Consider the following 22,272-nt stretch of genomic DNA (forward strand, 5'->3'; position numbering starts at 1 on the left):
CGATCAAAAGGTTGAATATAGCCCATAAAATTAATCCTATTGTTATCAAAGCAAAGATATAAAATCCTTTTTATACAATATGTCAAAGAACACTTGATTCTTACTTTTTACACAACCTCCCGGGAGGAGGAGAATTGAGATAGTGCTTGTTTATCATTTGCCTCATTACTAATCATAAACGCTAATCACTTTTGTTCCTTTCTTATCAGTTATAAGCTAAATAATAATAAGATTTCAGACATTATCCCCACCCTGTTTTATTTTCTTGGAGAGTTTGCAACCGGAATCATGATAAAATTGTATCTTTGCACCGTTTTATGTATTTCGAAATAAAATAATAAACAACGATATATATGATAGCTAAAATCAACCAGCTTCTGCAAGAAGTGGAAGCACTGAAAGCTGCCAATGCCGAGGAACTGGAAGCACTCCGCATCAAATACCTCAGTAAGAAAGGTGCAATCAACGACTTGATGGCAGATTTCCGCAACGTAGCTGCCGAGCAGAAGAAAGAAGTCGGCATGAGACTGAATGAACTGAAAAACAAGGCACAGGAAAAGATCAATGCCTTGAAAGAACAGTTCGAAAGTCAGGATACGGGTTGCGATGACATCGACCTCACCCGTTCAGCTTATCCGGTAGAACTGGGTACACGCCACCCACTCACCATCGTAAAGAACGAAGTCATCGATATATTCGCACGTCTTGGTTTCAGCATCGCCGAAGGTCCGGAAATTGAAGACGACTGGCATGTGTTCTCCGCATTGAATTTTGCCGAAGACCACCCCGCACGCGACATGCAGGATACCTTTTTTATCGAAGCACATCCCGACATTGTGCTGCGTACGCACACTTCATCTGTACAGACCCGCGTAATGGAAACTTCACAACCTCCTATCCGCATCATCTGCCCGGGGCGTGTATATCGTAATGAAGCCATCAGCTACCGCGCACACTGTTTCTTCCACCAGGTAGAAGCACTGTATGTGGATAAAGATGTATCTTTCACTGACCTGAAACAAGTGTTGCTGCTCTTTGCAAAAGAAATGTTCGGCGAAGATACCAAAATCCGTTTACGTCCGTCATACTTCCCGTTCACGGAGCCCAGTGCGGAAATGGACATCAGTTGCAACATCTGTGGCGGAAAAGGTTGTCCGTTCTGCAAACACACCGGATGGGTGGAAATCCTGGGTTGCGGCATGGTGGACCCGAATGTATTGGAAAGCAACGGCATCGACAGCAAGGTGTATAGCGGATATGCCCTCGGTATGGGTATCGAACGCATTACCAACCTGAAATACCAGGTAAAAGACCTTCGCATGTTCTCTGAAAACGACACGAGGTTCCTGAAGGAATTCGAAGCAGCCTATTAAATAAATTGAGAATTGAAAATTGAGAATTGAAAAACACTATGCAGTATGATAGCGCAGCTTAATTTTCAATTCTCAATTTTCAATTCTCAATTTAACAATTATGAAAGATAGACTTGTCACTCCCAGCTATTGCTTTATTCTTGCAGCCAACTTCCTGCTGTACTTCGGCTTCTGGTTGCTGATACCGGTACTTCCTTTTTACTTATCCGAAGTATTCAGTGCAGGTAATTCCACAATCGGCATCATTCTTTCATGTTATACGGTGGCCGCATTATGCATCCGCCCCTTTTCCGGATATTTCCTAGACAGCTTTGCACGCAAACCTTTATATCTGATGGCTTACTTCATCTTTATGACGATGTTTGCCGGATATATCATTGCCGGTTCGCTGACGCTATTCATCATGTTCCGCATCGTACAAGGAATATCATTCGGAATGGTGACGGTGGGTGGCAACACGGTAGTCATCGACATCATGCCCTCATCACGACGCGGCGAAGGGTTGGGATACTACGGTCTTTCTAATAATATTGCCATGGCGGTAGGGCCAATGTCCGGATTGTTTCTGCATGATGCGGGGGTGGATTATACTGCTATATTTTGTTGCTCGCTGGGCTCTTGTATCGCCGGTTTTGTTTGCGCAAGTCTAGTAAAAACACCCTATAAGCCACCTGTAAGGCGTGAGCCAATATCGCTCGACCGCTTTATCTTGCTGAAAGGCATTCCGGCAGGCATCAGTCTGCTGCTACTTTCAATCCCCTATGGAATGACGACGAACTACGTAGCTATGTATGCCAAACAAATCGGCATCAATGCCACTACAGGTTTCTTCTTTACTTTCATGGCGATAGGTATGGCCATTTCGCGCATCTTCTCCGGAAAGATTGTAGATAAGGGAAAGATTACGCAAGTCATTTCCGCCGGACTGTATCTCGTTGTGTTCAGTTTCTTCCTGCTTTCGGCATGCGTATATCTTATTAATTGGAACAACATGCTATGCACCGTTGTTTTCTTTGCGGTGGCCCTGTTACTGGGTGTAGGCTTTGGCATCATGTTCCCGGCTTACAATACACTATTCGTCAACCTGGCCCCAAACAGCCAGCGCGGTACTGCTACCTCCACTTATCTGACTTCCTGGGATGTAGGCATCGGAATCGGCATGTTGACAGGAGGATATATTGCGGAAGTCAGCACTTTTGATAAAGCTTATTTGTTCGGAGCCTGCCTCACCATTGTATCCATGCTCTACTTCAATGGAAAAGTAGCTCCACATTATCATAAAAATAAATTGCGATGAGAAAGAAAGAACGTTATGAAAAGATTCTTGCCTGGTTTCGGGAAAACCGCCCGGTAGCCGAAACGGAACTGCATTATGACACCCCGTTCCAACTGTTGATAGCAGTTATCCTCTCCGCACAATGCACGGACAAACGGGTGAATATGATTGTCCCGCCATTGTATCGTGACTTCCCTACCCCGGAAGTTCTTGCCGCCAGTACGCCGGAAGTGATATACGAATATATCCGCAGCGTATCTTACCCCAATAACAAAGCAAAGCATCTGGTTGGCATGGCACAAATGTTGGTGAAAGACTTCAACAGCGAGGTACCCGATACTCTGGAAGAACTCGTGAAACTTCCTGGCGTGGGGCGCAAAACAGCAAACGTTATTCAATCCGTCGTGTTCAACAAAGCAGCGATGGCTGTAGACACCCATGTATTCCGCGTCAGCCACCGCCTCGGACTGGTGCCGGATACCTGTACCACCCCGTTCAGCGTAGAAAAAGAACTGGTGAAAAACATTCCGGAAGCTGATATTCCCATTGCTCACCACTGGCTGATTCTGCACGGACGATATGTCTGCCAGGCACGTACGCCACAATGTGACAACTGTGGTTTGCAATTGATGTGCAAATATTATTGCGAGAAGTATAAAGTTAGCAAAGAGAAGCCGAAAGATAAAGAATAAATGACGGTTTCATAGCAAAAGAAAGAAATAAATACTAACTTTGCGCTCACGAAAACAAATTAATAACACTTTTAAATAAAATAGAGTATTATGACAATTGATCAATTCAACTTTGCCGGTAAAAAGGCATTCGTTCGTGTGGATTTCAATGTGCCCTTGGACGAAAACTTCAACATTACAGATGATAACCGTATGCGCGCTGCTCTTCCTACGCTGAAGAAAATTCTGGCTGACGGTGGCAGTATAATTATCGGTTCACACCTCGGCCGTCCGAAAGGTCCGGCTGACAAGTTCTCTCTGAAACACATCCTGAAACATTTATCTGAATTGTTGGGTGTTGAGGTACAGTTTGCTAACGACTGCATGGGCGAAGAAGCTGCTGTGAAAGCTGCTGCTCTGCAACCGGGTGAAGTGCTGTTGCTCGAAAATCTCCGTTTCTACGCTGAAGAAGAAGGCAAACCCCGCGGTTTGGCTGAAGATGCTACCGACGAGGAAAAAGCTGCTGCAAAGAAAGCCGTTAAGGAAAGCCAGAAAGAATTCACCAAGAAATTGGCTTCTTATGCTGACTGCTATGTAAACGATGCTTTCGGTACAGCTCACCGCGCACATGCTTCTACAGCTCTGATTGCTAAATACTTTGATAAGGACAACAAGATGTTCGGCTATCTGATGGAAAAAGAAGTGAAGGCTGTTGATAAAGTGTTGAATGACATCAAACGTCCATTCACTGCCATCATGGGTGGCTCTAAAGTTTCTTCTAAGATTGAAATCATCGAAAACCTGCTGAGCAAGGTGGACAACCTGATTATTGCTGGTGGTATGACTTATACTTTCACTAAGGCTATGGGTGGTAAAATAGGTATCTCTATCTGCGAAGATGACAAACTGGATCTGGCTCTCGACTTGATGAAGAAAGCAAAAGAAAAAGGTGTAAACATGGTATTGGCTGTTGACGCTAAGATTGCTGACGCTTTCTCTAACGATGCCAACACGAAGTTCTGTCCGGTAGACGAAATTCCTGATGGTTGGGAAGGTCTGGACATCGGTCCTAAGACTGAAGAAATCTTTGCAGACGTTATCAAGAACTCCAAGACTATTTTGTGGAATGGCCCGACTGGCGTATTCGAATTCGAAAACTTCACTCACGGCTCACGTGCAGTAGGCGAAGCTATCGTAGAGGCTACCAAGAACGGTGCTTTCTCACTCGTAGGTGGTGGCGACTCTGTGGCTTGTGTCAACAAGTTCGGCTTGGCAAGCGGTGTTTCTTATGTTTCAACAGGTGGTGGTGCATTGCTCGAAGCAATCGAAGGAAAAGTTCTTCCGGGTATCGCTGCTATCAACGAATAAGAAAAAACATTATCATACGGAAAGGCAGCTCTTTTTTCCAAAGAGTTGCCTTTTTTTAATCTTATATTTAGAAATGAAACGAACGCTGTTATCCTTTGCCTTCTTGCTCTCCGCTTTGATGGCAACCGCACAAGATGCTTGTTTGAATGACGTAGTAAACACACTTAAAGACCGCATTAGTCTTGCCGGCTACGCACAGGTGGGATATACCTACGACGACGCAGATGGCGCCAGCAACACATTCGACATCAAACGTGTCATCTTCATGGCACAAGGAAAAATTACCGACCGCTGGACATGCTACTTCATGTACAGCTTTGCCAACACCGGAAAAATTCTCGAAGCGTACACCGAATACAAATTCTTACCGCAACTGACCGCCCGCATCGGACAATTCAAAACCATGTATACCATTGAGAACCCGATGTCTCCCTGTTATGTGGAACTGATAAATTGCTACTCGCAATCCGTCAACTACCTGGCAGGAATTAATGGAAGCGATCCGTTATATGGTTCTTCCAGTGGACGCGATATGGGATTACTGATTTATGGTGACCTGTTCGGCAAGCTGGTCAACTATAATTTTGCATTAATGAACGGACAAGGTATCAACCTGAAAGATAAGAATAACCAGAAAGATATTGTAGGAAGCCTAATGGTAAACCCATTGGACTGGTTATCCGTAGGTGGCTCCTTCGTCACGGGAAAAGGCTGTGCAGTAGCAGTTTCCGCCCTCAACCCGGATATACAGGTAGGCGAAAACTACACCCGCAACCGCTGGTCGGCAGGTGCAGTTATCAAAACTAAACCGGTTGATGTACGCACGGAATACCTTGCCGGAAAAGACGGACACATCAAAAGTGATGGTTACTACGTGACGGCTTCCGCCCACGTATTTCCCAAGTTTGATGTCATCGCATCTTACGACTATCTCAACAAGAGCAAAGTGTTGGACGATAAGCAAACCAATTATGTAGTCGGTTTGCAATACTGGTTCTACCCCAAATGCAGGATACAGGCTCAATACACATACTGCAACCGTCATATCGGAGACAACAGTAACCTGCTGCAAGCACAGTTACAGGTACGTTTCTAAAGAAAAACCTTGAATGCCATGAACTATCCCCAGATTCTGAAAGAAATATACGAGGAAATACAGCCATATGCAAAAACTGGTGAGCCGGCGAGTTATATTCCCGAGTTACTGAAAGTCAATCCCGACCGCTACGGCATCTGCCTGCGCACCATCGAAGGAAAAGAATTTGCCTTGGGAGACAGTAACGAACGCTTCGCCGTGCAGAGTATTTCAAAAGTATTCTCCCTTGCTATGAGTTTCGGCCGGGTGGGCAACAAACTCTGGAAACGCATAGGTGTAGAGCCGTCCGGCAATGCATTCAACTCCATCTTTCAGTTGGAAATGGAGCAGGGCATCCCCCGTAATCCGCTCATTAATGCGGGGGCATTGGTAATGGCGGACGTGCTACTTTCGGCACTCGATTATCCTGAAAGGGAATATCTTTCTTTCGTACGGAAGCTTTGCGGCAACGATATGATACAATATAATGAAAGCATGGCAACTTCCGAACGGGAATACGGTTATCTGAATGCTGCCATCACCAATATGTTGAAGTATCACGGCAATCTAGAAAACGACATCGAACGGGTGCTCCGTTTCTACTTCCGTCAATGCTCCATAGGCATGAACTGCCGGGAACTGGCGCGCGCATTCCTCCCCTTTGCCGACCACACCAGGCCATTCAGCTTTGACGGAACCGAGCTGACTACTTCGCAAGTAAAACGTATCAATGCCATTATGCAGACATGCGGCTTCTACGACGAAGCCGGAGAATTCTCTTATCTGGTAGGATTGCCCGGCAAAAGCGGTGTAGGTGGCGGCATTGCAGCAGTTTGTCCGCGCAAGTACTCGGTAGCCGTATGGAGCCCACGACTCAATCCGAAGGGCAACTCCGTGATGGGGATGAAAGCTCTTGAGCTACTGACAACTAAGACAGCAGTCAGTATTTTCTAAAAGCCCGAACCTTTTTGGCACTATTTTTGTACCTTATATAAATATAGTATTAAAGAAAGGCTTGAATATGAATGAACAATCTATCCAAAAACAATATAATCAGATAATCAGTCTGCTGGAAAACAAACGGTTGAAAGAAGCTCTCGTTCATCTGGATGCTTTCCTGTATAGTAGTAACGACTGGACTCTCCGCAACCGGTTGGAGCAAATCCAGACTTCCTACCAATATATGTTGCAATATATGAAGTTGGGAATGACGGATCCGGAACGGCAGAAACTATACCGCCAGCTATTAGCTGACACTTGGGAGATTGCCGACCAGACGCGCATTGCACTACTGGACGAAATATCAACCCACTATTACCACTCTCTGCGCAGGAGCCCGAACCAGCTTCCGAAAGCTTACGACCTCTCCACTTTCCAAAGAATTCTGGAAGGTTTCACAGACGAAATGGCCGTATCTCAATTGGCGAACTATCAAGGGTTGGACGCTATCCTGAAACGACATGAAGAGACTTTGCAAGTCATGTTTCTTACTACCTGGAGCAACAACAACTGGACGGTAGAAGAACTGGTTCAGGCAGAAGCTATGCTCCGGTCGGAAACATTACCGGTCAATGATTTATGCCTGTTTGTCAGTGCTGTCACTCTCAGCCTGATGGAATGTTTTGATGAGCGCAAAGTCAATTGGTTGCTCGATGGGCTACGTCACGTCAGTCCGCAGGTGAATCAAAGGGCTTTGGTAGGACTCGTTATCACCTTGCATCTTTACCCCACACGCATTGCACTTTATCCGGAACTGGAAGCGCGTCTCTCTCTCTACAGAGAAGATCCAGATTTCAGCAAACAGTTGAACCGCGTCTATATCCAGTTGCTTCGCAGTCAGGAGACAGAAAAGATTGATAAAAAGATGCGCGAAGAAATCATCCCCGAAATGATGAAGAACGTGAATATCATGCGCAACATGAAATTCGGTTTTGAAGAAACGGATGAGAATGACCGTAATCCGGACTGGGAACAGGCTTTTGAGCAATCCGGTCTGGGCAATAAGATACGTGAAATGAACGATTTGCAGATGGAAGGAGCGGATGTATACATGAGTACGTTCGCACAACTCAAAGGGTATCCTTTCTTCCGCGAACCGCATAACTGGTTCTATCCCTTCGACCGGATGCATTCCAGTATCATTCATCAGGTTGGTCTGAACCAATCAGGCGAAAGTTCCGTTCTCTCCATCATCCTACAATCAGGTTTCTTCTGCAACAGCGACAAATATTCATTCTGCTTCACCATCGCACAACTGCCGCAGGCACAACGTGACATGATGTTAAGCCAGATGACTCCCCAGGACCAAAGTGACTTTATGGAAGAGAAGAACAGTGCAAGCCTGAAACAATACGCCGAACGGCCTGACGTTATCAGCAACCAGTATATTCACGATTTATACCGTTTCTTCAAGCTAAATCAGCGCAGATATGAGTTCCATAACATCTTCCAGGAAGAGATTGCCTTGCATCGCAATCCGGTGCTGAAAGAGTTGTTGAGTGCCCCCGAGTTGTTAGTCGCCGTTGCCGACTTCCACTTCAGCAAAGAACATCCGGCGGAAGCATTGGAACTCTACCGGATGTTGATTGACCGGAAACAGGCCAATGCCGACATTTTCCAGAAAACAGGTTTCTGCCTGCAAAAAGAAAAGCGATATCAGGAAGCCGTCAACGCTTACCTGAAAGCCGACATGCTGAAACCTGACCATCTGTGGACGCTCCGCCACTTGGCTACGTGCTACCGCCAGATGAAGAATTTCGAAGCTGCTCTGGAATACTATCATCGTGTAGAAGAGATTCAACCGGAAAACCGGAATGTGCTGTTCTATACAGGTAGCTGCCTTGCAGAACAGAAACGATATGAAGATGCTTTGCAGTATTTCTTCAAACTGGATTTTCTGGAAAATGATTGTATGAAAGCATGGCGTGGTATCGGCTGGTGCTCGTTTGTCAGTGGCAAACACGAACAGGCAATGAAATATTACGATAAGATTCTTGCTGTCAGACCGCTTGCAACAGACTATCTCAATGCCGGACATGCAGCATGGGTGCTGGGAAACATAGAAAAAGCAGCCGGACTATACGGCAAGGCTATGGCAGAGAGCGGCAGTAAGGATGCCTTTCTGGAAATATTCGACAGGGACCGGAAGAGCCTCCTTAAACAAGGGATTGCAGAAGAAGATGTTCCGTTGATGCTAGACATGATTGAATAAGAACTATAAATCAATATTAAATGAAAAGATATTGCATTCTGGTTGCTGTTTGTTGTTTCAGCCATCTGGCCATATATGCGCAAGCTCCCATAGAAAAGGGGTTAAAGAGTATCAACCGGGCGTCTGCCGAAGCATACATCGGCTTTCTGGCACACGATGAATTGCAAGGCCGGGAAGCTGGATACCATGGTTCCAGGGTGGTTGCCCAATATATAGCTTCATTATTGCAAGCCATGGGAGTGCAATCGTTGGGAGACAGTTATTTTCAACCTTTCAAAGCCTACAGAAAAGAACGGCAGAAGAGAGGAAGGCTGGAAGTGCATCCTGATTCAATCGCTTTATTAAAAAAGGAAGTTCATCAGAAGCTGACAATGGCGAATGTGTTAGGGATGATTCCCGGCAGAAACATCCATGAGTATGCAATTGTCGGAGCGCATTTCGATCATTTAGGAATAGATCCCGCCCTTGATGGTGACCAGATTTATAACGGTGCTGATGACAATGCCTCTGGGGTATCGGCCGTTTTACAAATAGCCAAAGCATTCATTGCCAGCGGTGAACAGCCGGAACGGAATATTATTTTCGCCTTTTGGGACGGCGAAGAAAAGGGATTGCTGGGTTCGAAATATTTCGTACAGACTTGCCCTTTCATTTCACAAGTGAAGGGATACCTTAACTTCGATATGATAGGGCGCAACAATAAACCGCAACAACCGATGCACGTTGTTTATTTCTATACGGAAGCCAATCCGGCTTTCGGAGAATGGCTGAAAAAAGATATAAAGAAGTATAACCTGAAACTGGCCCCCGATTACCGTCCATGGGATAATCCTATAGGCGGTAGTGATAACAGTTCTTTTGCCAAAGCGGGCGTTCCCATCATCTGGTATCATACCGATGGGCATCCGGACTATCACCAGCCTTCCGACCATGCCGACAAGCTGAACTGGGAGAAAGTAGTGGAAATAACAAAGGCGTCCTTTCTGAACGCCTGGAATTTAGCAAATGAGAAGAAGTATTGATTTACACTTTCAGTAGTTCCCTATACAGTTTCTGCACAGGGAGTCCCATAATGTTATAGTAACTTCCCGATATATTTTCCACACCGATAAAGCCAATCCATTCTTGTACTCCATAGGCTCCGGCTTTATCCATAGGCTGGAATTTATCTACGTAATAGGCTATTTCGTCTTCACTCAAAGTAGCAAAACGCACTTCGGTCTGTGCTGTAAAACTCCTTTGCCACTCGGTAGTGGTGATGCATACGCCCGTAAAAACTTCATGAGAACGTCCCGACATAGTACGCAACATTCGCAAGGCGTCCTCATGATCTACCGGTTTTCCCAATACCTGTCCATCCAGCCAGACAATGGTATCTGCCGTAATCATCAGTTCGCCGGGTTGCATCATGGCAACATAGGCATCCGCTTTTTCTTTGGCAATATACAGAGGAATATCCGCACCTTGTAAAGTCTCGGGATAAGATTCATCCACATCAGGCAAAGTCCGCACTTCATAGTCCACACCCAAACCTGCAAGCAATTCTTTCCTGCGAGGAGAATTACTGGCAAGTATCACTTTATATTTCTTCAAATTGTCCAACACCGTCCTTTAATTTTTAATTATCAATTTTTAACTTGCCCGCCATCCTACCATCCGAATGCCTTATCATCCATCCAAAGCCCCTGAACTTTCAAGACTTGTTCCACAACATCCCGGCCACATCCATAGCCACCATTGGCATGGGAGATATAACAGGAAACATCTTTCACTTCCGCAGACGCATCTTTGGGACAACAGGGTAAGCCACATTCACGCATAACCTCAATATCAGGAATATCATCGCCCACATAAAGGATTTCTTCATCTTTCAGACCATGACGGTTACGGAAATCATAGTAATCATGGATTTTGATAGAAGAAGACATATAGATATCCCCGGAAGGAATGCCTAAAGCTTCGAAACGTTTACGTACAGCCTCGGAACGCCCGCCTGTGATGATACCCAGTATCATGCCTTGTTTAGCAGCAAGATGAAGGGCATAGCCATCTTTGATATTCACGGTACGCAAAGGTTCTCCATCTGCGCTCATTGAAATAACGTTGGCGCTCAAGACACCATCAACGTCAAACACAAGAGCTTTTATCTTTTTCAGATCGTAATTAATTGTACTCAAAGCAACGATTTTTTAGTATTATACATTCGGGCGATTCATTCGTCCACTTTCAGCTTAACCTATGAATGCTTTGGCTTATCAACCGGTACAATTCCTGCATCTCCGGTTCATCTGCCAGCATCTCCACATGTTTACTGATTACATTCTCATCATAGCGCACCGCCGGCCCTGTCTGTGCCTGCTTCGGTTCCAACTCATGCACCTTACGCGCTGTTTCATCAATCAAAGGCAGCATCACATCAAACGGAAGATCATATTTCTTCAATAAATCAGCTGCCAGGGCATACATGTGATTCGTAAAGTTACAAGTAAACACAGCTGCCAGATGCAGACTCCTCCTTTGTTCAGAAGTCGCCTCATATACCTTTTCGGAAAGCACCGAAGCAACCGCTTTCAGCAACTCCGTATCTTCCGGCGAATTACTCTCCACGAAGAAAGGTATCGCATGGAAATCCACAGCACGTTGCTTGCTGAACGTTTGCATAGGATAGAACACTCCATAGCGCGATGCTTTCCCTTCCCAAACACTCATTGGAATACTTCCGGCCGTATGAACCAACAATGCATCTCCCTTACCGGCAACGATTTCGGGCAATAATTCCACGAAAGCATCATCCTTCAAGGAGACTATATAGAGCCGGGCATCCTTGGATACTTCAGAAAGTTCGGTTGTATATTCCGCTTCCACCGCCTGCGCCAATGCACTCGCAGCATCTTTTGTACGGCTATACACCTGCACTATGCGGAAACCGTTCCGATATAAAGCCTTAGCCAGATTTGTCGCTAGGTTTCCGGCACCGATAAAGACTATCGGCGTATCTTGTACACTCCTTTTCATCTTGTAGCCAACCAATATAATATAATTCCAAGAACCAACAGAGCCATCGGCAACAAGTAAGCAGACATTGTGCCGAGCAGTGCCGTTATCAATCCGAAATTCAGTATCAACCACAAACCTATCAACACCAATCCCACCGATTTATCGCGCTTGAAGATAAGAAATATAACCGCCGTATACAGCAAGAAATTATCCTTATTCATCACCCACGGTAAGCCGATATTAGAGAAATGAACCAGTTTGTCTACCAGATAAAGTATACCGAAAACAATCAATGTAACGGCCGTAGCCTTGTAAGTATCGCGGTTATTGTTTGCCTTTGCTGCACCCACCGTTACTTTCCTCCAAATTTATTGATATGAACTTTTTCCCATTGCAAATGTTCTTCACTAAAAGGCTTACGCTCCATACCCTTGTGTCCGATAGCAATGACACTGAGCACTTGCAACTGCAAAGGGATGTCGAGTACTTCGCGCACGTATTCATCGGACGGCATGCCGGTAGCAGTGGAACGTTCGCGCACCTGTACCCAGCAACTGCCTAAGCCCATATCTTCTGCCTGTAACTGTATAATAATCGAAGCAATGGAAGCATCTTCAATCCACACATCGCTTGCCAACGGATCGGCTGTCACCACAATCGCTAACGGAGCATCGGCAATGAATTGTGACGCCTGCGCTTTGCAATGTGATAGTTTTTCGAGCAATTCCTTATTGTCCACCATGATAAACTGCCATGCGTTTGTCCGCTTGGAAGTGGGTGACATCAATGCAGCTTTCATCAAAGCAACAACTTGTTCCTGTGTCAACTCTTCATCCGTAAACTTCCGCATGCTGCGACGAACTTTTAGTAATTCACTGAAATTTTCCATATATCACTGTATTGAAGTAAATTATCGTTTAAGAACGCAAAGATACAAGATTATTTTTTAAATTTGCAGTCAATGCCTTTGAAACTGACGACATATTACCACGGGAGTAACATCCCGGAACTACCGGGCAAAAACACGTTTCACTCCATCGAGTTGTTTCGCATTTATGAAGCAACCTTAGGTTATACGCCCCTTCTCATCGTTGCATCCGAGGACGGAAAGCCCGTTGCCAAGCTATTGGCAGCTGTGCGAAAGAGTACGCGTCTGTTTCCGCCCGCTATCATCAGGCGGTGCGAAGTTTATGGTACAGGAGAGTATTTTGATGAAACCGCAGACAAGGAATTTGTCTTTAGTGAGATGCTGCAACGACTGACGGACGAGGCATTACGGGAAGCATTCCTCATTGAGTTTCGTAATCTGGAAAATTCACTATTCGGTTATAAATCCTTCCGCAAAAACCACTATTTTGCCATCAATTGGCTTCAAGTACGCAACTCCCTACACAGCAGGGAATATGTAGAGGAGCGTTTCAGTCCATCACGCATCCGGCAGATTAAGAAAGGATTAAAGAATGGTGCAGAAGTACGGGAAGTTCACAATACGGAAGAGATACAAGCGTTCTCCCAAATGCTGCACCATGTTTACTCTTCAAAAATACGCCGCCACTTTCCCAGCAAAGAGTTCTTCCAGCATATGGAAAAAGAAATGGTGCAAGGGAAACAAAGCAAAATATTCATAGTTACGTATAAAGACAAAATCATCGGTGGCAGTGCCTGCATCTATTCCGAGGATAATGCATATCTCTGGTTTTCAGGAGGCATGCGCAAAACTTATGCCCTGCAATATCCAGGCATACTTGCCGTATGGCATGCCCTTGTCGATGCCAAGCAACGGGGCTACCGCCATCTTGAATTTATGGATGTCGGTCTCCCTTTCCGCAAACACGGTTACCGTGACTTCGTGCTGCGCTTCGGCGGGAAGCAAAGTAGCACCCGCCGCTGGTTCCGCTTCCGCTGGGAATGGCTGAACAGACTACTGAACAAGATTTACGAATAGCGTTATTCTACACTCTGGTACGTCAATGGCGGATCAAAATAGCGTGACATGCTCTTTATATTCTCTCTGTAAGAAGGTTCTGCAAAGTGAGTATCACTGAAATAAGCATCTTGCAGCTTTTTCTTTTCCAGCTTAGCAACATCCAACTCTGCAACGTGATTAGCTGTTTTCTTACCGAAAGCATCAGATACTTCTACAGTCATACGCGTCCCATCCGTTTTTGCAGTAACCGAACTACCAGTTGATACCGGAACATTCAATGTCTGATAAGAATCAATATCCAACTTCAGAGTAACAGGAGCACCATCCCATTCGTAATGATATATTCCATTGGCATCCTCTTTAGAGATAATCATGTGGAGTATACCATCCCCAATGTTTACCCGACTGTCCACCTCTTTTACGTTGGAAGGAAGCTGCGGAGCAAGGGTGATAGAATGATTGAGCATATCAGGGCGCACTCCCAGGAAATACTGATTCCATATCCGGATATGCTCGCTATTGCTCCATGCTTGCAGGAAAGTCCCACTACGCCGCACCCACGTTTGCCCGGCACGCGGCCATGCATCCGCATTCTCCGACAGACTTCCGACAGCACCTTCGACAAGAGCCTGACGGTTCATATTTCTAAATAAAGTATAAGCGATGTCCGCCTGTCCGTTCTCTATCATCCGTTGCATTGCCATGCCATTATTCCAAAGCCATATCGTACCATTATGATAAGCATCGTCTTTATGATAACGATGCCACTGTTCATGATAAGGATGGAATTGTTCATCATCCTGGTCGAGTGACGACACCCCCCAAGGATATACCAGACGTTCCCAAACTTCTTTGGTTTCATGCATCTTTAAGTTTGAATCAGAAATCAGCTCCAGCGCATAGATAGCATTGGGACGGATTTGCGTATCACCGGTACCGTCTGTATTCAAATGATCGTAAATAAATTGAGTGGCAGTATCTACAAAATCCCGTTCAAAGTTTGAACGAAGACGTGCTGCCGCATCATTCCAACATCGAGCATCCTCTTCCCTATTCATATAACGGGCAAGATCCGCAGCATTCATCAGTTGAGTATACCATAGAGCTTGCACATCTACAGCACGGTTACCACGCGGCGAACAAGGATATTTGCTCTGGCGCTTGGCATCCATCCAAGTGTCTGCATCGGCATGAGTGAGGTATCCTTTCTCATCCGTATACAGACGCAAAGAAGCATCCGTAGCAATCTTCACCGAAGGATATATCTCTTTCACAAAAGCTGTATCACCTGTATATTTCAGATAATCGTGAACTTGCATGACAAAGCGGGGCGTTCCATCAGTGGTATTATACAGAATACCTTCCAGATTCAGGCGATTGGGAACACGTCCGTAAGTGGGAGAAGTAGAAACAGTGTCCTGATAGCGGGCAAAAGATGTGAGAATATCACGTGCTGTCTCAAATTGTCCGGTACAAAGCACTGCACCCGGCATGGAGATAAACATATCCCGGCCCCAGAAATCAGTAAACCAAGGCAGACCGGCATACATGCCATAACCACCATGCTGATGAGTAATCAACTGGTCATTGGTGAGCATAATCCAGGCAAGAGCATGGTCTAACGAATCCAAATTTGTTTTGAGAGGATTATGATTGAGCAGAGATTGTATGCGTTGGCTACGTTCAGCCAGCCACCTCTCTCCTTCTTTACGGAAATCATCTATAGCATTCATGCTATCATCTTCCGTACCAAAAGCGATTAAGAAACCACCTGAAGAAGCCGGAACAGTCATTATGCTATCAGTAAATTCGATAGTTGCATCTTTGACTGGTGCTATACGCACAACATTTTCCTGTGATTCTTTTGCTGTATACACCACTGAGTTTCCGTCTTTCCGGACATCAGTCACATTCTCTCCTTCCAACATCAGGGAAATTTGATTTCCTTGTATACTATCCACACAAACATATAATAACCGTGGTTCATCCAACAGACAGAATGTTTCCACAGCTTTATCATAATGGCGCATCAATCTGTCGGGATATACCGTTGTATGAGCATCTTTTCGAAGCAGTCTTTCGCCATCCACATACAAACGATAATCAGCAAAAATGCGCTTCGCATTTATGTTCCATCCGGCGTACCAGTCTCCCCAATCGTCAGTGGAGGTCATTCCATAATAAAACCCTCCGTTCTTATCTGTATAGGAGTATTCACGGGAATTTCCGTCAGGTATGGAAATACCTAAATCGTCGATAGTTAAGGGGGATAATTCTTTCATATTCTCACTGCAAGAGACTATTAAAAAAGAAGTAGCTGCCAGTAATATACCGGCAGCCTTCTTCCAAAAACACAAACAAACTTTATCATCAATCATATTTACAGCAACTAACCTATTTCATTATCTTACAAACCTGTACTCTGCCATCTTCCATGTAAACCCGTGCCATATAATAGCCAACAGGCAAAGCGGATAAACCCACAGAAGTACAATTTTCCTGCATCATCACCAACATTCCATTAACTGAATACACTTCTACGCGTTTAGCCTCTCCTGCAGGCAATACCAAAGCATCTATCCCTTTATTATAATATATCAAAGTTGTCTCAACATCCGGAGTCGTTATTTCGATATCCGTCAAAGTCGGTTTAAAATTGGTAAAAAGACGGAATTCATGAGCCGGTACATCAATTGTCTGTGCTGTACTTGATACAGTTAATGGTGCATTATCTTTCAGCAGTTCATACCAAGTCCCTGTCTCTGGGAACGAAACTGAGAAGTTTTTATCTGCCAATGTAAAGTTTCCGACTACCACAAGAGATTTCTCTCCATCAGCAGAAGTAGCGGATAAGGTACGTCCGTTATCCCAATTAGTAGTACCGACTTTCCAGCTAAATGTAGTGTTCGAAGCAAACAGTTCAGGATATGAATGACGTAAATCTAAAAGAGTGGCATACGTTTGGTATAATTCTTTCCGGTCAGCATCTTCAAAATAATCCCACTTTATCGGCTTGGGGTCTGTACGATAACCGCCTTCGGCATCATATTTAGAACCATCTTCATTATTATTTATAGAAAAGTCATACCCTAACTCACCAAATTGCCAAATCATCTTCGGTCCTGGTACAGTAAGAAAGAAAGCTGCATTGGTAGCTAAACGTTTGGTACGGGTAGACAGATTAACGCCACTTCCTGTTAACGGACTTGTAGCCGTATTTTCTCCTGTGGTAGGCTTCACTCCCACTTGTCCCCACTTCCATGCCTTAAAGCCTGTACGTTCTTCATCATGGCTCTCCATATAGCCAACTAAACTACCGGCAGGCATACTTGTTCCAGAATATAAACCATTGAAATCATTTTCTGTGGTCCATCCCATTGCAGTTTGGCAATATGAATTGTTCATATTACGCCACAACAATATGCCTGCTTCTGCCAATTGCTTCTCTTCACTGGTAGCTGCCAAATGTTCAAAAATAACGTAAGTGCCCGGTTGTCGTTCCTGCACGGCGGCCGACATGCGTTTCAAATTGGCAATACGTGCATTGTCTGGACCATTTGCCCAATCATTCGCTCCATAAGGAGTATTAGAAAAGCCTTTCGTAAAGTCATAACGGAAACCATCAATTTTGTATTCCGACATCCAAAAGCCAGCTACACTATCCACCAAGGCCTGAGTATATTTACTATCATGATTAAAATCATATCCCCATGAAAGACTCGGATTCTTGATATTCGATTCCTTATTATACCATGGATTATCAGCAGAAGGTTTTCCATCTGCATCCTTATACAAAAGGTAGAAAGGAGACTGACCAAAGCTATGGTTCAACACAAGATCGATAATTACAGCCATACCTTGATTATGACACTCATCCACAAAGGCTCTCAAATCATTTTTCGTACCATAATATTTATCTACAGCAAAATAAAACGAAGGATTATATCCCCAACTTGTATTCCCTTCAAATTCATTGACAGGCATCAACTCAATAGCATTTATCCCCAGATTCTTCAGATATTCCAGTTTTTCTTTTGCAGCATTGAAAGTATGTTCTTCAGTAAAATCACGAATCAACATCTCGTAAACAACTAACTTTTCAGAGGCCGGGCGCTCAAAGTTCTTCACTTTCCAATTATAAGCAGCCTGTCCTGTTTGCAATACAGAAACAATGCCTTCTGCTTTTCCTGTCGGATAGGCTTTCAGATTCGGATACGTCGTATTCTCAATATACCGATCATTCCAAGGATCCAAAACTTTATCCGTATAAGGATCTGCAACATAGATAGAACCATCGACTAAATATTGAAAAGCATATTCTTCACCCTTTTTCAAGCCTGAAAGAGTTACCCAGAAATATTCACCGTCTTGTTTCAGTTGATAGTCTGCTTTAGGCGTCCAATCATTAAAATCACCTACCACATACACATATTTCTTACCCGGAGCCTGCAATACCAAAGTTACTTCCGTATCACTCGTATAGTTAATGCCAGGACGTACACCTTTAGGCATTGTTTCCGAAGTACTTGTTCCATTCAGTACTGTTACTTCTTGCGTAGCAGATTCTGTTTTGCCATTGGCGGTAGCCTCTACTTTTAAAATATAGCTTCCAGCTGTTGAGAATGTATAAGATTTGGAAATCGTAGTAGTATTAGTTGCTGCAGCTATTTCGGTAGCGTTTACATAAAGCTTCAGAGCAGAAGCAGTAGAGGCAGAAGCTTGAATTTCAAGAGCTGTACCGATAACTATATTTTCTTTTTCAGCAGGCTGATCAAATCGAACGGTTAAACCGACAGCATGTACATCAACAAAAATGTCTTTACCCCCTGTTTCTTTTCCTTCCTTCGTGCCATCCGAGCTACGAAATACAAAAGCCATTTGCTTGATTGTTTCACCCACCGGAACTGCATAATACTCCCGCAAAGTCGGAGTAATTTTCAATTCCCACTTATCATCACCTAATCGAGTCATTTTAGCCTTAGGGAGGTTAACTTCCCAACCAGCAACCGTATATTTCCAATCTCCGGAACCGGTGCTTTGGTCTGTTATCACTCCCGTATGTGCATACACATCACCAGTAAAGCCTTTCAACCCAGCCGTACCTTTCGTTGCATCAAAAATAATGATGATTTCATCATTCTCCGTCGGGAAAGCCGGAGTAGTGGTTACTATTTGTGCTTGCATAGCAATCACCGCCAGCAAGCAAATAAATAAGGAGTAAAGTCTTCTCATTCGGTATCAATTTATTGGTTAATGGTTCAAAAATACACCAGTTATCCCGAATTATCAAGTACTTGAAACAGAAGCTAGAAAAGAAGTAATGCAAACGGTTGCATGAATCAAAAGAAGTATCCACAAGTATCCAATACAATCGGAGTACTATCTTTATATTAGATATGGATTACAACACTATGCAATGCATCGTTACAAATCACCTCAAAACAATCTTCTGTTCCATTATTTTTTGATCACTACTGCCCCGTGCATAAAATTGCCAAACATAAAGAGGCAAATAAGAATAAATTTTTCAATAAGTAATATATTGTTAGGCTTCTACTTATATAATAAATGCCTCAAAAACACAGCATTACATTCTATAAGCAAAAAATAATATTTTTATACTTGTAACCATTCTATTTTCCGCCACGACAATTTTATCGGCTGTTTTTCAGCCGATAAAATAAAAATATCCGTAAGAAAATATTTTTGTTTTAACATTCCGATTGATAAAAACATGGCAGAAGGGCTTTTTTGTCGCAGTCCTTACCATGAAGAATACATTCAAACAAGTGCTTCAGGTAATCCTGAGGATCTATGTCATTAAGCTTACAGCTTTCTATCAGAGAAAAGATGAATGCCGAGTTTCCTGCTGCATCCTCACTGCCTATGTTCATACAGTTCTTGAGCAGCAGCTTTACAGGTTTCATCCTTTGCTCACAGAGGTTGTTCGATATTTCCGCCGCACCGTCCTTGAGGATATTTTTCAGGGATTTCCACTGGTTTATCGTATAGTTCACAGCCTTTCTCATCAGTTCGTTTGCCATGAGTTTAGTATCCTGCATCATCATGACCACCTTATGATGGATACGTTCAAGAATAGGTCTCGTAAGCTTAAGTCTTTTTTCCTTAATCTGCTCACCGCTGAGTTTCATTGTGCGGAACAAGTCTTCATTTCTGAACATATCACCGATAGGGTCTATTATATCCATCGCAGTTCTGTCTGATGGCAAGGCATCGACCCACAGCCTCCTGCAGTGTGTCCAGCATCCTATATGAAGCACCTTTGAGTCTTCTCCGTCGAACATCCTGTAAACCGTATATCCGTCTGTAGATACAGATCCCATAAAATGTTCAAGGAAGGTCTTTGCTACATCAGAGGCTCTGCTGCCGTTATTGTAATGATAGTAAACCAACTTGACATGCTTTGCAAAGAAAGCCCATAAATACTTTCTCCTGTAAGCCTTGCCTTCCGGTGTTTCAACTCCGACAAGCTCGGTCGTCTCGTCAACCATAAGGTATTTTGCCTGTTGTACAAACTCCTTGAAGACATCTTCCATAAACTCCCTAAGCCTGGAGATTCCGTTATGGATATAGCCGTTCAGCGTGGTATTGCTTATGTGGATGCCTTCTCTTGCAAGCAGTCTTATCTGTCTGTTCTCAGGCATACTGAAGTCATATTTCAGACAAAGCAGACGGGCAAGCAAATCAGGGGAAAAGATTCCTCCAAGGTTTTTCAAGGGATGCTCCATCGTGTTAGTGAAAGTGCCGTCTGCAAGCTTTACCCTTGCCACCTTGTACACATGCTCCACGTTATGAGCACGCACATGTTCTATAAACCTGTATTCCCACACATCAGCCATTCCGTTACGCTTCATAAGCCTTGCACCATCCGGGAGTTGGTAATAGTCTTCTATTTCATGAACAATTACCTTATCCACCTTTAGTCTGCTCTTTTCTGCACGGGGAGCAGTTTCCTTTTTCCTTGAAGGCCTGCAGTTCTGTGCAGGTACGTTACCGGAAGAGGTATTGCTGCCGGTACCGTTACCATCGGTCTTATTATCATCATCACCTTTCTTGCCAGAACCGTCGTACTCGGACTTCTCCATTGCAGACTTGTCAATGTTACGGTTGTTCAGCAGCCTTCTTTGCTCTGAGGTACGGCCGAAACGGTGTTTCCTGCTGCCCTCAAGCTGAAGCCTGAGATTGGATATCTCATTTGCCAGCATCATGTTCACCTCGTCTTTTGCCTCAAGCTGCTTTCTCATAAGTTCCATCTCTTTCCTGTAATGTTCAACCGTACTCGATTGCTTTTCGAGGGATTCTTTGAGGTCATTGATTGTATCAACCATAGCCTTGGAGTTCTCTTTGTTTGATTCTTCAATAGCCTTAAGCCTCGCAATCAGTTCGTTTACCTGTTTGCGAAGCCCTGCCTTTTCCTCATTCGCCAGACCCAGCTGGCAGCAAAGTAACTCGTATGCCCTTTCATCAATCATGATATAAAGGTACGAAAAATCAGGCAGTTACGCAAACTTTTTATCGTTTATTTTTGCATCATTTTGTTGATAATCAATGTATTAATATTAATCTTTCGGACTAACGTACATCTTGTCAACTACTATACTTTCAGTAAGATAGGCCATGTCCGACCATTGTATCCGGTAGCATTTGGAAACTTCATCAAACACAGGTTTCTTGAACTTTCCCATGACAGGACGTTTCTCGTAAAGCACATAAAAACCGCGTTCGTAATGAAGTATCTTAACGACCTTCCGGTTCCTGGACATGAACATATATACATTGGATGCATCGCTCGGGTCAAGTGACATCTCTTCCCTTATACTCTCACACAGACGGAAGATTCCTTTCCGCAAATCCACATTACCGTTAAACAGGTAATAGTTCAGGTTAGCACTCAGTCCAAGCATATCATCCTATCATTTTATTAAGCAACAGGCTCAAGTCAAGAACTGTGGTGTTTCTCAGGAACAGTGTGGCACCTGATGTCAATTGCAGTTTTACCCACTTAATCGGAGATTCACCTTCAGGTTGTTTCACCTCCAACTTTACGGTTGGACTGTTGCAAGGCTTGCCGGTTATCCGGACTTTGGCAACCTTGGGTTGCTCAACCTGAACTGTCTTGCCTAACTTTTCGCTCCATAGCTGATGACGCTGCCAGTTCATGAACTTGTCGTAATTTACTCCATAATCCGCACAGAACTCACGAAGATCCTTGGTCTCACTGCATAACTGATAGAGGTCATATACCTCCTGGTAGTTTACTTTTTCTTTTGCCATAATCATTGTTGTTTAAGGGTTACGGCGCAAAGGTAGGTTTAGGGAACATGCGTGTCAAGGCGGAAAATAGAATGGTTAC

General features: G+C 44.1%; 19 protein-coding genes. 9 read left to right on the forward strand and 10 right to left on the reverse strand.

Translation table 11 applies throughout. The features are described 5' to 3' along the window. Positions 1 to 353: 353 nt before the first annotated feature. From pheS to HMPREF9447_RS19555, 8 genes are all read left to right on the forward strand, one after another. Positions 354 to 1,373 carry a phenylalanine--tRNA ligase subunit alpha gene (gene pheS, locus HMPREF9447_RS19520; RefSeq protein ID WP_009131508.1) on the forward strand — a complete coding sequence of 340 codons (1,020 nt, stop codon included), beginning with the start codon at positions 354 to 356 and terminating at the stop codon, positions 1,371 to 1,373. Between the two features lie 100 nt (positions 1,374 to 1,473). Then, positions 1,474 to 2,670, forward strand: a complete 1,197-nt coding sequence (locus HMPREF9447_RS19525) for an MFS transporter (RefSeq protein ID WP_009131509.1) — start codon at positions 1,474 to 1,476, stop codon at positions 2,668 to 2,670. Then, positions 2,667 to 3,341, forward strand: coding sequence for an endonuclease III (gene nth / locus HMPREF9447_RS19530; RefSeq protein ID WP_009131510.1), 675 nt, complete (start codon positions 2,667 to 2,669; stop codon positions 3,339 to 3,341). Before HMPREF9447_RS19525 ends, nth begins: the two co-directional genes overlap by 4 nt. An 87-nt stretch (positions 3,342 to 3,428) precedes the next feature. Beyond that, positions 3,429 to 4,688: a phosphoglycerate kinase gene (locus tag HMPREF9447_RS19535; RefSeq protein ID WP_085938343.1), complete on the forward strand. Its 1,260-nt coding sequence runs from the start codon at positions 3,429 to 3,431 to the stop codon at positions 4,686 to 4,688. A gap of 73 nt (positions 4,689 to 4,761) precedes the next feature. Continuing rightward, positions 4,762 to 5,784: a porin gene (locus HMPREF9447_RS19540; protein ID WP_009131512.1), complete on the forward strand. Its 1,023-nt coding sequence runs from the start codon at positions 4,762 to 4,764 to the stop codon at positions 5,782 to 5,784. Between the two features lie 18 nt (positions 5,785 to 5,802). Continuing rightward, a complete protein-coding gene (locus HMPREF9447_RS19545) occupies positions 5,803 to 6,717 on the forward strand; it encodes a glutaminase (RefSeq protein WP_009131513.1) in 915 nt (304 codons plus the stop codon). A 67-nt stretch (positions 6,718 to 6,784) separates the two neighbouring features. After that, the gene (locus HMPREF9447_RS19550; protein ID WP_009131514.1) at positions 6,785 to 8,974 is read left to right on the forward strand and encodes a tetratricopeptide repeat protein; all 2,190 of its coding nucleotides are present in this window, start codon (positions 6,785 to 6,787) and stop codon (positions 8,972 to 8,974) included. A gap of 20 nt (positions 8,975 to 8,994) precedes the next feature. Next, positions 8,995 to 9,996 carry a M20/M25/M40 family metallo-hydrolase gene (locus tag HMPREF9447_RS19555; protein ID WP_009131515.1) on the forward strand — a complete coding sequence of 334 codons (1,002 nt, stop codon included), beginning with the start codon at positions 8,995 to 8,997 and terminating at the stop codon, positions 9,994 to 9,996. Between the two features lies 1 nt (position 9,997). Here HMPREF9447_RS19555 and HMPREF9447_RS19560 read toward each other — a convergent pair whose 3' ends face one another. Genes HMPREF9447_RS19560 through HMPREF9447_RS19580 form a run of 5 tightly spaced genes read right to left on the reverse strand, consistent with a single transcriptional unit; the run spans position 9,998 to position 12,860 of the window. After that, on the reverse strand, positions 9,998 to 10,579 hold the full coding sequence (locus HMPREF9447_RS19560; RefSeq protein WP_009131516.1) for a Maf-like protein: 582 nt from the start codon (positions 10,577 to 10,579) through the stop codon (positions 9,998 to 10,000). A gap of 44 nt (positions 10,580 to 10,623) precedes the next feature. Further along, on the reverse strand, positions 10,624 to 11,151 hold the full coding sequence (locus HMPREF9447_RS19565; protein WP_009131517.1) for a KdsC family phosphatase: 528 nt from the start codon (positions 11,149 to 11,151) through the stop codon (positions 10,624 to 10,626). Between the two features lie 49 nt (positions 11,152 to 11,200). Beyond that, positions 11,201 to 11,989 carry a Rossmann-like and DUF2520 domain-containing protein gene (locus HMPREF9447_RS19570; protein ID WP_009131518.1) on the reverse strand — a complete coding sequence of 263 codons (789 nt, stop codon included), beginning with the start codon at positions 11,987 to 11,989 and terminating at the stop codon, positions 11,201 to 11,203. After that, entirely contained in the window at positions 11,986 to 12,321 is a 336-nt protein-coding gene (locus HMPREF9447_RS19575; RefSeq protein WP_009131519.1) for a hypothetical protein, read from the reverse strand. The genes HMPREF9447_RS19570 and HMPREF9447_RS19575 overlap by 4 nt, the downstream gene beginning before the upstream one ends. A 2-nt stretch (positions 12,322 to 12,323) precedes the next feature. After that, positions 12,324 to 12,860 carry a nitroreductase family protein gene (locus HMPREF9447_RS19580; RefSeq protein ID WP_044138404.1) on the reverse strand — a complete coding sequence of 179 codons (537 nt, stop codon included), beginning with the start codon at positions 12,858 to 12,860 and terminating at the stop codon, positions 12,324 to 12,326. A gap of 72 nt (positions 12,861 to 12,932) precedes the next feature. Here HMPREF9447_RS19580 and HMPREF9447_RS19585 point away from each other — a divergent pair, with 72 nt between their 5' ends. After that, entirely contained in the window at positions 12,933 to 13,916 is a 984-nt protein-coding gene (locus HMPREF9447_RS19585; protein WP_009131521.1) for a GNAT family N-acetyltransferase, read from the forward strand. Between the two features lie 2 nt (positions 13,917 to 13,918). Here HMPREF9447_RS19585 and HMPREF9447_RS19590 read toward each other — a convergent pair whose 3' ends face one another. The 5 genes from HMPREF9447_RS19590 to HMPREF9447_RS19610 form a co-directional block, all read right to left on the reverse strand. Next, complete coding sequence (locus HMPREF9447_RS19590; RefSeq protein ID WP_009131522.1) at positions 13,919 to 16,276, reverse strand: amylo-alpha-1,6-glucosidase; 2,358 nt, start codon at positions 16,274 to 16,276, stop codon at positions 13,919 to 13,921. A gap of 16 nt (positions 16,277 to 16,292) precedes the next feature. Next, positions 16,293 to 19,130 carry a DUF4961 domain-containing protein gene (locus HMPREF9447_RS19595; RefSeq protein ID WP_009131523.1) on the reverse strand — a complete coding sequence of 946 codons (2,838 nt, stop codon included), beginning with the start codon at positions 19,128 to 19,130 and terminating at the stop codon, positions 16,293 to 16,295. Positions 19,131 to 19,609: 479 nt separating this feature from the next. After that, the gene (gene tnpC / locus HMPREF9447_RS19600) at positions 19,610 to 21,391 is read right to left on the reverse strand and encodes an IS66 family transposase (protein ID WP_009131420.1); all 1,782 of its coding nucleotides are present in this window, start codon (positions 21,389 to 21,391) and stop codon (positions 19,610 to 19,612) included. 87 nt (positions 21,392 to 21,478) lie between these two features. After that, on the reverse strand, positions 21,479 to 21,823 hold the full coding sequence (gene tnpB / locus HMPREF9447_RS19605) for an IS66 family insertion sequence element accessory protein TnpB (protein ID WP_009131421.1): 345 nt from the start codon (positions 21,821 to 21,823) through the stop codon (positions 21,479 to 21,481). Between the two features lies 1 nt (position 21,824). Further along, positions 21,825 to 22,193 (reverse strand): hypothetical protein, encoded by a 369-nt coding sequence (locus tag HMPREF9447_RS19610; RefSeq protein WP_009131422.1) that lies wholly within the window; start codon positions 22,191 to 22,193, stop codon positions 21,825 to 21,827. Positions 22,194 to 22,272: the final 79 nt, after the last annotated feature.

It is taken from the genome of Bacteroides oleiciplenus YIT 12058 (assembly GCF_000315485.1).
Taxonomy (GTDB): domain Bacteria; phylum Bacteroidota; class Bacteroidia; order Bacteroidales; family Bacteroidaceae; genus Bacteroides; species Bacteroides oleiciplenus.